General features: G+C 72.2%; 8 protein-coding genes. 4 read left to right on the plus strand and 4 right to left on the minus strand.

Annotated features, from left to right (window positions below):
- Positions 1–46: 46 nt before the first annotated feature.
- Positions 47–1,183 (minus strand): hypothetical protein, encoded by a 1,137-nt coding sequence (locus WMF31_RS05375; protein WP_436600898.1) that lies wholly within the window; start codon positions 1,181–1,183, stop codon positions 47–49.
- Between the two features lie 153 nt (positions 1,184–1,336).
- Between WMF31_RS05375 and WMF31_RS05380 the strand changes: the two genes are divergently transcribed.
- A complete protein-coding gene (locus tag WMF31_RS05380) occupies positions 1,337–3,580 on the plus strand; it encodes a cyclic nucleotide-binding domain-containing protein (RefSeq protein WP_436600899.1) in 2,244 nt (747 codons plus the stop codon).
- A gap of 192 nt (positions 3,581–3,772) precedes the next feature.
- Here the strand turns inward: WMF31_RS05380 and WMF31_RS05385 are convergent, their stop codons facing one another.
- Both WMF31_RS05385 and WMF31_RS05390 read right to left on the minus strand, forming a co-directional pair.
- On the minus strand, positions 3,773–5,479 hold the full coding sequence (locus WMF31_RS05385; RefSeq protein ID WP_436600900.1) for a serine/threonine protein kinase: 1,707 nt from the start codon (positions 5,477–5,479) through the stop codon (positions 3,773–3,775).
- Between the two features lie 86 nt (positions 5,480–5,565).
- On the minus strand, positions 5,566–6,633 hold the full coding sequence (locus WMF31_RS05390) for a serine/threonine-protein kinase (RefSeq protein ID WP_436600901.1): 1,068 nt from the start codon (positions 6,631–6,633) through the stop codon (positions 5,566–5,568).
- A 423-nt stretch (positions 6,634–7,056) separates the two neighbouring features.
- Between WMF31_RS05390 and WMF31_RS05395 the strand changes: the two genes are divergently transcribed.
- On the plus strand, positions 7,057–8,586 hold the full coding sequence (locus tag WMF31_RS05395; RefSeq protein ID WP_436600902.1) for a hypothetical protein: 1,530 nt from the start codon (positions 7,057–7,059) through the stop codon (positions 8,584–8,586).
- A 23-nt stretch (positions 8,587–8,609) separates the two neighbouring features.
- On the opposite strand, the gene WMF31_RS05400 is transcribed toward WMF31_RS05395, so the two are convergent.
- Complete coding sequence (locus WMF31_RS05400; RefSeq protein ID WP_436600903.1) at positions 8,610–10,229, minus strand: PE-PGRS family protein; 1,620 nt, start codon at positions 10,227–10,229, stop codon at positions 8,610–8,612.
- A 513-nt stretch (positions 10,230–10,742) separates the two neighbouring features.
- Between WMF31_RS05400 and WMF31_RS05405 the strand changes: the two genes are divergently transcribed.
- Entirely contained in the window at positions 10,743–11,894 is a 1,152-nt protein-coding gene (locus WMF31_RS05405; protein WP_436600904.1) for a vWA domain-containing protein, read from the plus strand.
- Positions 11,895–12,115: 221 nt separating this feature from the next.
- On the plus strand, positions 12,116–14,512 hold the full coding sequence (locus tag WMF31_RS05410) for a hypothetical protein (RefSeq protein ID WP_436600905.1): 2,397 nt from the start codon (positions 12,116–12,118) through the stop codon (positions 14,510–14,512).
- Positions 14,513–14,714: the final 202 nt, after the last annotated feature.

Below are 14,714 nucleotides of genomic sequence, written 5' to 3' on the forward strand. Positions count from 1 at the left end.
AGACGGCCGCCCGCCGGCGCCGCGGCGCCATGACCGGTCTGGGAGATCAGATCGCCCGCTCGTAGACCCGGTACTTCTTGTAGATCCGGCCGCCCATCAGCCGGATGCCCGCGTTGATGGCGGCGTTGTCCTCCAGCGTCCACCCGAGCTCGCCGCCCGTCATGCCGAGCAGGTGCGCCGCGCGGTTCATCTCGACGTAGAGGAAGGCGCTGAGCCCGGCGTACCGCCGCACGTGGCGCCACTTCTTGCGGATGCCGAGCACGACGAGGCGCCCGCGCTTCGGGCCGCGCACGCGGAGCCGCCAGAGCAGCTTGAAGATCCCGCCCGGCAGGAGCTTGCCGTGCAGATCCTTGATCAGGTCGTTGAGATCCGGGAGGCCGAGCGACACGGCGGCCGGCTCGCCGTCGATGAACGTGATCTTCGTGAGCTCGGGCATCAGGATGAGCCGCACGTCGCGCGCCCACTTGATGAGCTCCTTCTCGGTCATCGGGACGAACCCCCAGTTGTCGCTCCAGGCGTCGTTGTAGACGTCCATGAGGATCCGGATGTCGCGGAGCAGGTTCTTCGGATCTCCGCAGCGCGTGTGCACCTCCGGCATGGCCAGGATCTCGGCGTGCGCCCTCTGCGCCCGGGCGGGGACGTCCCCGACCTCGTAGCGCCACGCGTAGAAGTCCTTCACCTTCTCGAGCCCCGCCTGCTCGATGAGGCGGCCCTGGTGAGGGCGGTGATAGGCCATCATCATCGCCGGCGGGAACTCGAAGCCCTCGATGAGGCACCCGATCTCCTCGTTGATCGAGAGCGAGTAAGGGCCTCGCATCCGCTTCATGCCGCGCGCGCGCAGCCAGCCCGCGGCCTCGGAGAGGAGCGCCTGGGCGGCCTCGATGTCGTCGATCGTGTCGAAGAAACCGAACGAGCCCGTCTCGTCGCGGTGGCGCTTCAGGTGCTCGTGATCGACCTGCGCCGTGATCCGACCCACCGGCCGGCCGTCCTTGTAGGCCACCCACGCCGTCCCCTCGGCGTGCTCGAAGAACGGGTTCTTCTTCTTGTCGAGCCGATCGGAGATGTCCATGTCGAGCGGGCGGACGTAGTTGGGTTCACCCTCGTAGACGGTGTCGACCACGTCCAGGAAGTCCTTGAGGACGCTCCTGTCGCCCTTCCGAAGCTCGCGGATCTCGATAGCCATAGGGCGCAAGCCCGTACCGTTCGAGACGCGGCGCCGCAAGTGGATCGCGCAGCGACGGGGCGCGCGGCGATCGGGGGCACGCCGGGCGCGAGGAGCCTGTAAGCTCCCGGAGAGGGCGGCTGTCCGGCGGCCGTGAACTCAGGTGGACGCAGCATGATGACCCCGAAGGAGTTCCAGAAGCAGTTCAAGCGGCTCTTGATGAGCCGCGTTGAAGGCATGGACTGGGAGGACAAGCTCGCCCGGGTCCGCCAGTACCTGCGCCAGCTCGAGGCGCGGCAGAGCCCGGAGGAGGAGTCGGCCGAGCTGTCCCCGTCGCTGGAGCTCATCCCGTTCGAGCCCGGCAAGCGGCCTGTCGACGAGGCGCTCTACCCGGGGCACGGCTGCAGCGAGCGGGTCGGCTGCATCAACACCGCGGGCGATCCGGCGGAGCTCGGCGACGAGGTGTGGCTGCTCTACCGGCTGCGCGATCTCTACGCCTTCGTGGCGCCGTTCGAGCGGCCGTTCGAGGTGACCCTGTCGGCGTGGTTCCTCCCTGCGAGCCCCGAGCGCGGCGCGCCGTGCCCGGTGCCCGGCCTCATCGACCTGCCGCTCAGCCCTCAGGTCGTCTCGACGTCGTCCTACCCGGTCCCGATGCTCGAGCCCGCCCCGTGGAACGCGTTCCACCAGACCGTCTACGTCGCCACGATCGCGCCCGCGCGGCAGCTCATGCCGCGCGCCCCCGGCGCGGCGGCCGGCGGGGGCTACGACTGGCTCGACCTGCCCGCGTCGTTCCGGGCGCAGATCCCCGACGGCGAGGATCCGTTCACGTTCGCGAGCCTGTTCCGCCAGCAGCTCCGGGTGGAGATCAAGCTCAGCGAGGCGGGCAGGACGGTCGCGGCCGAGTCGACCGAGATCGAGGTCTTCGACACCGGCCGCTTCGGCTCGCTCTACGCGCGGCTGCTCGATCGGCTCGTCAAGGCGGACACGGAGAGCCAGCAGCGGGAGCTCGGGATCGACGAGCTCCACGTCGGCTATCACCCGTGGTTCCCCGTGCTCACCATCGGCATGGACAAGGCCGCGCTGTACCTCCGGGCCATCCATCAGGATCTCGAGCAGCACCGGCGCAACCTCCCCGATCCCCGCTGGCTCCTGCGGGTGGGGCTCTACCTCGAGCTGCTCACGTGCCTCGGCATCTTCGAGGCCGTGAAGCGCGAGTACCCGGACATGCTCTCGCCCGAGGAGCGCGAGGCGTTCGAGCGGGGCGAGGCGTTCGCGCCCGTCCGCGCGGCGATCGACGTGGCGGCGTGGCGGCAGGTCTGGGACATGCGGCACATCGCGCCGCGCGCAGCCGGCTTCTTCGCGGCCGGGCCCGTGAGCCTGACCAACCTGATGCGCAAGCAGAAGGCGACGCTCGCGTTCCTGCACACCCACCACGCCGACCTGCAGCGGGCCATCGAGCTCGCGGGCCCCAACCTGGGCAACGCGCAGGAGACCTGGCACCGCGTGTTCCGCGACGCGGAGCGGGCGGTGCTCAGGAACAGCGCGCTCGCGTTCCCGGAGCTGTCGCACCTCGATCCGCGCTGGCGCGACTTCGCGCTCTGGCACCAGCGGGGCGACGTGCGGCTGTTCGGGCTGAGCCTCATGCCCGAGGCGCTGACCGGGCTCTTCGGCGACCAGGACGGGATCTTCCCCGCGGCGTGCCGGCAGTACCGCAAGTCGATGAACGACGTCGCCCGGTGGGCCGCCGAGCGTCGCCTGATGGACTACACGGGCGACGAGTGCATCCCGCGGAACGCGAGCCTGCTCGAGGCGACCATGGACAAGAACCCCTCGCTGCTCGCCGCGCTGGAGCGGCGCGACGGGTACGGGGCCGCGCAGTCCATCGATCTCGACGCGCCGAGCAAGGCCGCGCTCGAGGCGAGCCCCGAGGACGTGATGGTGCTGCTGCGGCGGACGCCGGTCTTCAAGCCGCTGCTCGATCGCGAGCTCCGCAAGCTCGCCAGGAGGGCGCGCCGGGTCGAGTACGGCCCGCTCGACCGGATCGTGCTGCAGGGGCAGCGCGACTCGTCGATGTACGTCGTCGCGTCCGGCACCGTCGAGGTCCTGGTGCGGCACCCGGGCGGGCAGGACACGCCGGTCGCCGCGCTCGAGAAGGGCGCGGTCTTCGGCGAGTTCGCGCTGCTCACGGGCGAGGAGCGCACCGCCACGGTGCGCGCGATCGACGAGGTGGTGCTCTACCAGATCACGAAGGAGGCCCTGCAGCCGATCATCGAGGCGCGCCCGCAGCTCGTGATCGAGCTCAGCCTGCTCATGGCCTCGCGCCAGGCCCACCTGCGCGACGCGGCCGAGCGCTACCTCGCGGCCGAGGACAAGGTCCGGAGCCTCGCCGGCCGCATCCGCAGGTTCGTCCTCGGGTAGAGCGGTGGTCATCCGCTTCGGATACGGACCCATCTCGCCGTTTTCGGTGCTCAGCGCACTGGAGTGCGCTTGCGCGCCGAAAACGCCGATCTGGGCCCATCTCCTGTGCGGCTGACCACCGCTCTGGCGTCATGTCGACCACCGCTCTGGCGTGCAGGTAACGAGAGGCGGGTGGAGGCCGCGGGGCGGTGCTCAGCCCTTGAGGAGCCAGGCGATGGCGTCGGCCTCCGCGGTGAAGAACGAGTACTCGGGCAGCCCCATGGCCGCCGACAGGCGGGAGATCTGCATCTTCGAGAGCGCGCTGTTCACGAGGTTCGCCGCCTTGCGCATGTCGTTCTCGACCGCGTACGCCATCGTCTGCTCGACGTAGGGGCTCACGTCGGGCCGCTGCGGCGGGAAGTCCGCGATGTCGGCGAGCACGTACCAGGGCTTGCCGAGCCCGAGCAGCGTCGAGGCCTTCTGCCGGAACTCGTCGAGGTACGCCTTGCCCTCCTCGACGTCCCAGAACCCCCAGACCTTCACGTGGAGGATCCCCGTCGCCGCGTCGGGCCGGACCTGGAACCGCCGCTGCGAGCCGCGCTCGCGCCGCCCGATGGGGTCGGATTTCCTCGACGGCTGGCCCGCGGAGGGGCTCGTCCTGCTCGGCGGCGTCGAGGGCGTCGACGGCGACCTGGGCCAGGTCTCCACGCCGAGCTGGAGGGGAGGCGGGGGCGCCGAGAGCGGCGGGGAGGCCGAGCGCGGCGGGGGCGCCGAGAGCGGCCGGGCCGGGGGGTGGTGCGACGTCGGGGTGTGGCGCGACGTCAGGGGGTGGTGCGAGGCCGGCGTCGGCGTCGGCCTGGCCGACATCTCGGGCACGGTGACGGTCGGCACGTCGGCGAACCTCCCCGGCGCGCCGGGCTGCGAGGGCAGGGTCGGCGCGGTCGGGCTCGGGCCCGGCGGGGGATCCGGCGGGGGGGTCAGCGGGTGATCCGGCAGGAGCACGACGCGCGAGGCGCGCGGGAGCGCGACGCCGAGCGCGTCGGCGAGCGCGTTCACCGCGATGGAGGCGCGCTCGAAGCGGTCGTCGGGCTTGACCGCGGTCGCCTTGAAGAACCAGCCGTCGAACTCCGAGGGCAGCGCGGCGGCGCGCCGGCGGGCCGCGCGGGCGACGGGCGCTTCCATCGGGCCGCGCAGGAGCTCCGCCGCGAGCAGGTAAGGCGACGGGATCGTCTCGGACTCCGGGGTCCAGTACGACTCGCCGACGAGGAGCGTGTAGGCGACGTGCCCGAGGGCGTAGATGTCGGCCCGGGGGCTCACGTTGCGCTCGGCCCGGATCTGCTCGGGCGACATGTACACGGGCGTGCCGAGCATCTGCCGGGTGAGCGTGGAGGCGTGGTGATGCTCGATGACCTTGGCGATCCCGAAGTCGAGGATCTTGACGCACGGCGAGCCGTCGTCGCGGATCGTGACGAACAGGTTGTCGGGCTTGAGGTCGCGGTGGATGATGTTCGCCGCGTGCGTCTTGTCGAGCGCGAGCGCCGCCTGGAAGAGGTAGAGCGCGACGTCGTCGGGGGGGAGCGCGCCGCGCTTCTTGAGGAGGCTGCCGAGCTCCTCGCCGCGGAGCAGCTCCATGACGATGAACGGCGTGCCGGTCTCGTCGTCGACCCCGGCGTCCGAGGTCCTGACGATGTGGTCGCTCTCGATGATGCCGGTGATGCGGGCCTCGAGGGCGAAGCGGGCGCGCAGCTCCTCGCTGTCGAGGAGGCTCGGCAGCATCACCTTGAGCGCGCGGCGCGCGGCGGTGACGTGATCCAGGACCTCGTAGACGGCGCCCATGCCGCCCGACTTGATGACGCGCAACACCTGGTAGCGGTCGCGAAACCGCGTGTTCGGCTGCAAGAGACCAGGCGAGGAGCTCATCCCGCGGCCCTCGATTCGGACATGGCCCGGATGACGCTACCAGCGGCGCTTCCCGCGTCGCAAGGCGCTCGGGCGGAAGAAAGCGATCAAGGCGGGATCGCGTCGGCGCGCGCGGCGCCGCCGGGCGCCTGGGCGGCGCGGTCCAGGAGCGGCTCCAGCGCGGCCCAGAGCGAGCGAACATCCTGGAAGCGCGCCTCGGGCTGGACGGCGAGCGCCCGGGCCACCCAGGCGTCCACCTCGGACGGCAGATCGGGCCGGAAGGCGCACAGGCTCGGCCGCGGGCCGCGGGCGGAGGCGAGCAGGATGTCGACCCGGGTCGCGCCCGAGAACGGCACGCGGCCGGCGAGCACGCGGAAGAGCACCGCGCCGAGCGAGTAGACGTCGATCCGGTGGTCGACCTCCTGGGGTCGGCCCTTCCAGACCTCGGGCGCGATGTAGCTGGGCGAGCCGGGGATGGAGCCTTCGCGGGTCAAGGGGTCGGCGTTCATGACCTTGACGAGGCCGAAGTCGAGGAGGCGCACGCGGCCGCGCGACGGCGCGTCGGCAAGGGGCCGCGAGCCGCCGTCCGGGGCGGAAGCGCCCGCACGGGAGGGATCGGCGCCGGGGCGGGAGGGGTCGGCGTCGGGGCGGGGCGGGTTGCCGCGGGGGTGGGTGGCGTCGTCACCGGGGCGGGATGTGGAGGAGGGGCCGTTCGCGGCGTCGTCCAGGACGAAGATGTTGGCGGGCTTCAGATCGCGGTGGACGATGCCGCGCGCGTGCGCCGCGTCCAGGGTGTCGACGATCGGGCCGAACAGCTCCTTCAGCCGGTCCAGCGGGAGCCGCTGATCCTGCGCCTCGATCCGGCGCAGCGTCGTTTCGAGATCGCAGCCCGTCAGGAACTCCATCACGATGTAGAGCGTGCCGTCGGGCGCCTGGCTGAACGCGAAGACCTGCGCGGCGCTGGTGCCGGAGAGCGCCCCCATGGCGCGCGCCTCGCGCTGCATCCGGGCCTTGAAGGCGGGGTTTGCGGCGATCTCCGCGTGGAGGCACTTGACGGCGACGCGCGCGCCGAGCTTCAGGTCCTCGGCGCGATAGACCACGCCGTGGCCCCCCTGGCCGACCACCTCGATCAGCCTGTACCGGCCGTCGATCACGTCGTCGATGTCGTGGCCCATCGGCAACTCCTCAGTGTCCCGGACACACCGCGCCGGCGCCCGCGTGCGGGCGGGCAGATTGAGCCCAGGTTGTACCCGCTCCGGCGCTCCGGTGGTAGAGACGGCTGAAAGGCCGAGCTGGCGGGGGACGAGCGGCCGGGCCGGGGAGCTCGCCCGGACGAGGCGCGCTGGAAGGGGAGGGCGGCTCGGCGGGAGGCGGGAGGGAGGCGGTCGCAGGGAGCGACGTGCCGGGCCTGGGCGCCATCCTGGGCGCGCCGGGGGAGTGCTGGAGAGAGCCGAGGAACACTGTCACAGGTCGCACGGAAGTGACGAGCTCGGTCGTATCGATTGATGGCACATGGCACGACGAGCCCTGGTGAAATGCAGGAGAGCGGTTTGCTCCACCCTTGACGGATGCGGGCGTTTGCGGCCTCATGCGACATCATGCGCAGCCATCGGCTCTCTGCCCTCCTCCGCGCCGGCCACGTGCTCGCTCTGGGAGCCCTCCTGAGCACCGCCTCGTGCGCCCAGGTCCTGGGGCTCGACGAGTTCGAGGACTGCGATGAGGACTCGTGCTCGGGAGTCGTCTGGGCGAAGGGCTTCGGGAACGTTGACTTCGTCTATCCAGAAAGCGCTGGTGTCGACTCCAGGGGTAACGTTATCGTCTCAGGCACATTTCGCGATACCGTGGATTTTGGTGGATCTCCGCTGATATCGTCTTACATGGCTTTCTTTCTCGCCAAGCTGAGGCCGGACGGCAGTCACGCATTCAGTCGGAAGATCCTGGTCGATGACGAGGATGGCGCCTTGTCTCCACGCCTCACGGTCCTACCGGACGACAGCGTCGTCTTGACTGGATTCTATGAGCAATCCGTCGATCTCGGAGACGGCGATCTCGTCAAGACGCCCACCCCGGGTGGGGATGGCTGCTTCGTGGCCAGGTTCTCGCCGGACGGCGAGCTGCTCTGGAAGCGCAACCTGTTCACGGGGACAGCGCACGCGTTCGTCCTGGATTTGACGTCCACTCCCGACGGCGACGTGGTTCTGGTCGGTTCCTTCGAGCGCGAGATGAACCTGGGCACGTCGACCTTGACCACCGCCTCGACGGACGCCTTCATCACGAGATTGAACGGCGAGACGGGCGCTGAGCGGTGGAGCCTCCAGCTGGGGGACGCCAAAGATACCACGGCGACGACCACCATCGAGGCCACCGCGGTGGCGGCTGATCCTGACGGCAATATCATCGTGGGGGGCCGATTCACGGGATTCAGTCAGTCCGGCTTCGAAGAGGGGTACATCCCGAGTCCGTCGGGCGCCGGTGCCTTCGTGCTCAAGCTTGTGCCCACCGGAGTTAGGCAGTGGACGTCCGTTCTCCAAGGGGAGGGCGAAGCGTGGGTGAGCGACATCGACGTCGATGCGCGAGGGCACGTCCTTGCGGGAGGGGCTCTCACAGGAACGATCGGGATCACAACAGACGGCGTTAGCGGCGTCCAACAGACCAGCGGTGCGGCCGACTCGGATATCCTGCTCGTGAAGCTCTCGTCGGCGGGAAGCCACGTGTGGTCGTTGAAATTCGGGGATGAGTCGCCTCAGTTTGACGTGGATGTGGATCTGAGCTCGCGGTCACCTCTCGGGGTTCACGTCGCCGTCGACTCCGCCGGGGACATTGCGCTGGGGGCCGGAGTCGCAGGCGCCGTCGACTTCGGGGGCGGACTGCTCGACGGGAGAGGAGATCGGGACTGGACAGTCGCAAAGATCAGCGCCGGTGGAGAGCACCTCTGGAGCAGGCGCTTCGGTGATCCTGCGGCTCTGCAAGGCGTCATCGGCATCGGCGCTGATCCGAGGACCGATGCCCTCATGCTTGCTGGAATCAACGACGGGGTGCTCGACTTCGGCGATGGGATGAAGGTCGGGGACGGCGGTAAGATCAGCGCGGCTGTGGCGAAGATCGACCTCGCGCGGGTCGGGCGATAGCTCCTCGATCGACGCGGCGCTGGTCAGTTGATCTGCAGGTTCGCCGCGGCCATGCCGTTGCTCCCCAGGCCCGCGGCGCCGCCGCTCGGGTTCGTGCCGCCCGCGCCGCCGAAGCCGGGCGTTCCTGTCGTGCAGCTGTTGTCCGCGAACATGAAGAACACGCTGCCGGACCGCGCCAGGCAAGCGCTCGGGCCGCCTCCGCCGCCCGCGCCGGGGCCGCCGTCGCCGCCATTGCCACCTCTGCCGCCGGTGCCGCCGTTGCCGGAGTTGTCAAAACCGGAGCCGCCCGAGCCGCCGTTCCCCCCGAGCTGGTGCGTGCCGCCGTTGCCGCCGCGACCGCCGGAGCCGCCGGAGCCGGTCGTGATGACGTTGCCGGAGACCACCACCCGTCCGCTCGCTGCGAAGATGCCGAAGCTCCCGCCGCCCCCGCCGCCGCCCTGCCCCGCGCGGCCGCCGAGCCCGCCGCATCCGCCGCTGCCACCCCCACCGCCACCGTCTTCCCCGCAACTGCAGGTGTTCGGCCAGAACGGGAGTTCGCACGCGCCGCCGCCCCCGCCGCCGGCGCCGCCGCCCCCGCCGCCGTTCGCGCCGTTCTGCCCATTCGTGCCGCTCGCAGGTCGGTAGAGGCTCGCGGCGACGCTGCCAAGACTCGCGCCCCCGGTCCCCGGCGTCCCCTGTCCCCCAGCCGCTCCCGCCGCGCCGTTTCGGCCTGGCGCACTATCGCTGTAGCAGGCGCCGGCCGACGTGCCCCCCGCGCCACCGGCCGCGCCGCGACTGCCAGGTGAGCCCGCCGCGCCGTGCCCGTCGTTGTGTCCGCCTGTCCCGCCCTTCCCGCCGGGCTCAGCGCACACGGGCGCGCGGCCGCCTGCCCCTCCCACGTCGGTGTCCTCGCAGTAATCGCAGCCTGCCCCACCCGCCTTCCCCGCCGGCGCCGTCCCCGCCGAATGCGCCGCGCCGTGCGCCCCGTCGGCCCCGTCCTGGCCGTCCTCCACATCGATGTGGTTGTACCGCACGAAGAGCTGCGCGCGCCCCCCGCCGAGCCGCACTCCATAGGTGCTCGCGCCGCGCGACGACGGCGAGAGCGCCTCGATCGTGAGCCCCTCGATGTGCGTCTCCTGCTCGATCGCGGGCGCATGAAACACCGTGCCCGTCGCCCGCACGGTGGTCGTCACCGCCGGCGACCTCCGGAACTTGAAATCTGGATCTTTGTGATCGAATCCACCGTAAATGCTGATCCCCGACGCGACCGTGACGGCCTCTTCATACAGCTCGCCGGACAGGCACACGGCCGGGACCGCATTGTCCCGCGCCGCCTGGATGGCCGCCGCGATCGTCCGCATCGGCGCCATGCGCGTCCCGCTGTTGCCGTCATCCCCCTCGCTCGCGGACACGTACACGCACTGCTCGACCAGCCCGTCGCCGCCATCGCAGTTGTCGTCCGTGTAGTCGCCGTCGATCGGATCCCCGCCCGTCGACGTCGGCGTGCAAGCATACTCACAACCGCACTCGCCCGTCAGCGGATTGCCGTCCACGTCGTGCGTGCCCGGGAGACACCCCGTCGCGCAGACATCGGTGATCCCACCGCCACTCCCTCCCTCTCCTCCATCCTCTTCACCGCCCTGGCCGCCCTCTCCGCCGCCCACTCCGCCCGCGTCGCTGCCCGTTCCGCCCGCGCCGCTCGCGCCGCTGGTGGCGGTCGTGCTGCTGCTGGAGGACGTGGATGTGGTGCTGCTTGCAGTGGATGAGGTGTTGCTCGCAGTGGATGAGGGGTTGCTTGCGGAGGGCGCGCCCCCTGCGCCGCCACCGCCTTCAGCGCCGGTGCCCGAGCCCGGGAGAACGGGGCCTTCAATCGAGCTGCTTTCAGCGCACCCGAGCGCGGAGAGCATCGCGAGCAGAGATGCGGTTTCGAGAACGAGTCGCGCGCGCATGTCGCAATACTGCACCTTCGCTCGTCGCGCGGAAAGACTTTGTCTCGCAATCGTATCGTTCCGTGCGGCACGTTTCAGGCTGCATGGGCCGATGCCGCCGTGGTGCGGTGTCCGCGCAAGCTAGCTCACGATTGCATGCGTTCGCGCTCGCTCCTGCCGCCCAGTTCGGTAGTCTGTCGTCCGCGCCTCTCGTCATTCCCCCTCGCACCCTCGCCGGACGACATGCCAATGCGTCATCCATCGCTCCATCACGTCCCGCTCGCCTGCTTGCTTGGACTCGCCGCCGCCGGGCTCCACGGCGCCTGCGCCCCGGACTCGGGGATCGATGGCTCGATGTCCCCGGCGGAAGGTGCCGGCCCGGGAGGAGACGTCGATTCGGGGGGAGACCCCGAGCCGGATGCTGGGCTGCTGGGGGACGCGCCCGCGGATGTCCCGCTCGACCCGGACGCAGCCTGTGGGCTCGTCACGGAGGAGGCGATCGCCGTCCCGCTCAATCTCTACATCATGATGGATAAGTCGTCCTCGATGACGGGCGATAAATGGGAGAGCGCCAAGGCCGGGCTGACGGCGTTCGTCAACAGCGCGAGGTTCGCCGGCGTGCGCGTGGCGCTGCGCTTCTTCCCGCGCGACGCGGACGCGGCGCCGGCGTGCGATCAGTTCGCGTACATGACCCCGCTCGTCCCGTTCGGCCCGCTCCCGGACAACGCGCCCGCGATCATCGAGAGCATCGAGGCCGAGTCGCCGGACGGCCTGAGCACGCCCATCTATCCGGCGCTCGGCGGCGCGATCCTCATGGGGAGCGAGGTGGCGAAGAACCATCCGGGCCAGGCCTCCGCCGTGCTGCTCGTCACCGACGGGCAGCCGCAGGGGCCCGCGGACCGGTGCGGCGCCGTCGATCCGGAGGACCCCGCCGCCATCGCGGCGCTCGCCAGGGCGGGCGCGGACGGCGTGAACGGCCTCCCGCCGGTGCGCACCTTCGTCATCGGCCTCCCGGGCGTCGACCAGCGCATCGCCCACCAGATCGCCGCCGCCGGCGGCACCGACGCCGCCGTGCTCGTCGGGGCGACCAACACCGCCGTCGAGTTCCAGAACGCGCTCGCGAAGGTCACAGGCCAGGCGCTCCCGTGCGAATACGAGATCCCTTCCCAGGTGGCCGGCGGGCAGGTCTCGTTCCGCGACGTCAACGTGCTGTTCGCGCTCGACGGCGCCCCGCAGGGGATCCTGCCGCAGAGCCCGGGCTGCGACGGTCCGGGGTGGCGCTATGACGACCCGGACCGCCCGACCGCGCTGACGCTCTGCCCGGCCACGTGCGAGGCCGCGAGGAGCGCGTCCGCCGCGAGGATCCAGATCCTCCTCGGCTGCGAGACCGTGATCCGCTGACCGCCGCCGCGCCCGGACACCAGGGCTCTCATCGGGCGAGAATCATTGATGTTTTATCTGTCTCCCCGCCCTCCCGCCCACCCCCCCGGCCCCCTCCCGGCGCGGGCTTCGCGCTCCAGGCCGGCGCGGGCTCGCGGGGTGGGGTGGTGGGGCGCGGGTTTGTCGGCGTGGGGTCGTGGGTTTGTGGACTCCCGGGCCCTCGCGCCGTAAAGGACGAGACCATGACGCCGGAGTCCTCCCTCGCCGCCGCGCGCTCGCCGCGGCCCGCCGCCGCCGCCGCCGCGCTCCACCCCTCGCTGGTGTTGAGCGCCTACCTCGAGCCGCTCGTGCGCGGCCGACGGGTCGCGGTCCTGGGCGACGCCACGATCGGCCTCGCCGAGCGGCTGCTCCAGCGCGGAGCCCGCCTCGTCCACGCCTACGACCCAGACGCCGCGCGCGTCGCGGAGAGGCTCGCCCGGTCGGCGCCCTCCAGGCAGCCGCACCCGAGCTTCGCCGTGTTCGACGGCGACCTCGGCGTGCGCGACGGCGCCTTCGACACCCTCGTCGTCCCCGATCTCTCGATCTTCAGCGACCAGGCCGAGCTCCTCCGGCGCGCCCGCCGCCTCACCGCCGCGAGCGGCGCCGCCGTCATCGCGTCGCCCAACCCGGACGTCGCCCGGGGGCTCCTCCCCGCCGGGGCGCGCCGCGGGGCGGCGCCCGGCTACTACGCGCTCTACGACCTCGTGGCGCTCCAGTTCAAGCAGGTCCGGATGATCGGCCAGGCGCCGTTCGTCGGCTACACGGTCGCGGAGTTCGCGCCGAAGGGCGAGCCCGAGGTCAGCGTCGACACGTCGATCCTCGACGGGTCCGAGGAGCCGGAGTGGTTCATCGTCGTGGCCGGCGAGCGCCTGCCCCGGCTCGACGCCTTCGCCGTGATCGAGCTGCCGTTCGCCGAGCTCCCGGCCGCGGGCGCCGGCGCCCCGCCCGAGGCGCTCCACGAGGCCCAGGGGCTCGCCGCCCGGCTCGGGGGCGAGCTCGCCGAGCTGCGCACCCGCCACCAGCGCGACCGCGAGGACGCCGGGGCGCGCGCCGAGAGCGCGGTCGCCACGGCCGCGCGCCTCGCCGAGGTCGAGGCCGAGCTCGGCGCGAAGGGGGCGCGCCTCCGGGAAATCGAGGCCCGGGCGGGCGACGCCCACGTCCGCGCCGAGCGCCTCACCCACCAGATCCGCGACATGGAGGAGGAGCTCCGCGGCCAGCGCGACCGCGCGACCCGGCTCGCCAAGCAGCTCGACGACGAGAAGCGGCTGCGGACCAAGGTGGAGCTCGAGCTCGGCATGATCCGCAACAGGCCGGAGATCGCCGGCGCGCGCGATCGCCTCGACGCCGCGACGGCCGAGCTCGAGGCCGCGCGCGCCCGGATCGCCGAGCTCGAGGCGAGGCCCGCGGTCGCGCCGCCCGATCCGGCGCTCGCGGCCCGCGTGGAGCAGCTCGAGGCCGCCGCCGCGGGGGCGCGGCGGGAGCTCTCGAAGCTCACGTCGGAGCGGGACGCCGCGCGCAAGCGCGCGCAGGAGAGCGAGCGCGCGCTGGACGAGGCGCGGCGCGCGGCGGCGAAGCTGCAGGAGCTCGAGGCCGCCCGCGCCGAGGCCGCGCGCGAGCGCGACCGGCTGAAGGAGCGCGCGGATCGGCTCGAGCGGGACAACCGCGCGCTGGAGGACCAGCGGGGCGCGCTCGAGGCGCGCAGGCTGCTGCTCGAGACGCGGATCGTCGATCTGGAGCAGCGCGTCGTCTCCCTGGAGAAGCGGAACGCCGAGCTCGAGAAGCGCGACGCCGGCGAGGCGGCGGCCGCCGAGATCGCGGGCCTGGAGGAGGCGCTGCGCGAGCGGGGCCACGTCATCGCGACGCTCAAGGCGCAGCTGCTCGAGAGCGAGCGCGTGGGCAAGGAGCTCGTGGACGAGCTCGGGACGGTCTTCACGGCGGCCACGGCCGATCGCGGCGGGCCGGGCCAGGCCGCGGGCGGCGGCGCGGGCGGCATCCTCCCGGCGGCCTCCGGCGCGGGCGACGCGGTGGAGGCGCTGCGGCAGCAGCTCGACGCGCTGGCGCGGAGCGCCGCCGCGAGCGAGGCCGATCTGCGCGCGGCGAGCTGGAAGATCGCGCAGCTCGAGCGCGAGCTCGCCGACGCGCGCGACGCGGCCGGCTCGCCCGCGGCGCTGCACGCGGAGCTGGAGCAGGCGCTCATCGCCGCGCAGGCGGAGATCGCGGCGCTGCGCAGGGCGGCGGAGCACGAGGGCGTGAGCGAGGAGGGCGCCGCGCAGCCGGGCGTGAGCGAGGAGGGCGCCGCGCAGGAGGTCGCCGCGCAGCCGGGCGTGAGCGAGGAGGGCGCCGCGCAGGAGGTCGCCGCGCAGCAGCCGGGCGTGAACGCGGAGGGCGCCGCGCAGGCGGACGTGGGCGCGGAGCGTGAGGGCGCGGCGTGCGAGAACGTGAGCGCGCCCTGCGACGACGCGGGCGCGGTGCGTCAGGATGCAAGCGCAGGCCAGGAGGACGCGGGCGCGGCTCGCGAGGATCTGGGGGTGTCGCCCGAGGTGATCGAGCAGGCGGTGCTCCTCCAGCAGGTAGCCAACGCGGTCGAAGCCGGCGCCTGAGCCGCGGTCAGGACCGGAGCCGCGGCGAGGACCGGAGCCGGCGGCCCCCGGTCCTGAGGCCGCTCCGCGGGCGTGAGCGGCGCGAGGGCGGCGGCGTCCACGGCAAGGATGGGCAAGGACGCTGCCAGAAGGACACGAAGTGTCCTCTTTCTCTCGCGCCCCCCTCGCGGTTTTCCCCCATGCAGGCCAGCCGCTCGACCCG

The organism is Sorangium sp. So ce1036, assembly GCF_051369805.1.
GTDB lineage: Bacteria > Myxococcota_A > Polyangia > Polyangiales > Polyangiaceae > Sorangium > Sorangium cellulosum_F.

What these genes read in the sequence shown, in the direction of transcription:
- WMF31_RS05375 (WP_436600898.1), bottom strand. Translation starts at nt 1,183, where the DNA reads ATGGCTATCGAGATCCGCGAGCTTCGGAAGGGCGACAGGAGCGTCCTC.
- WMF31_RS05395 (WP_436600902.1), top strand. Translation starts at nt 7,057, where the DNA reads ATGCGCAGCCATCGGCTCTCTGCCCTCCTCCGCGCCGGCCACGTGCTC.
- WMF31_RS05390 (WP_436600901.1), bottom strand. Translation starts at nt 6,633, where the DNA reads ATGGGCCACGACATCGACGACGTGATCGACGGCCGGTACAGGCTGATC.
- WMF31_RS05410 (WP_436600905.1), top strand. Translation starts at nt 12,116, where the DNA reads ATGACGCCGGAGTCCTCCCTCGCCGCCGCGCGCTCGCCGCGGCCCGCC.
- WMF31_RS05405 (WP_436600904.1), top strand. Translation starts at nt 10,743, where the DNA reads ATGCGTCATCCATCGCTCCATCACGTCCCGCTCGCCTGCTTGCTTGGA.
- WMF31_RS05385 (WP_436600900.1), bottom strand. Translation starts at nt 5,479, where the DNA reads ATGAGCTCCTCGCCTGGTCTCTTGCAGCCGAACACGCGGTTTCGCGAC.
- WMF31_RS05380 (WP_436600899.1), top strand. Translation starts at nt 1,337, where the DNA reads ATGATGACCCCGAAGGAGTTCCAGAAGCAGTTCAAGCGGCTCTTGATG.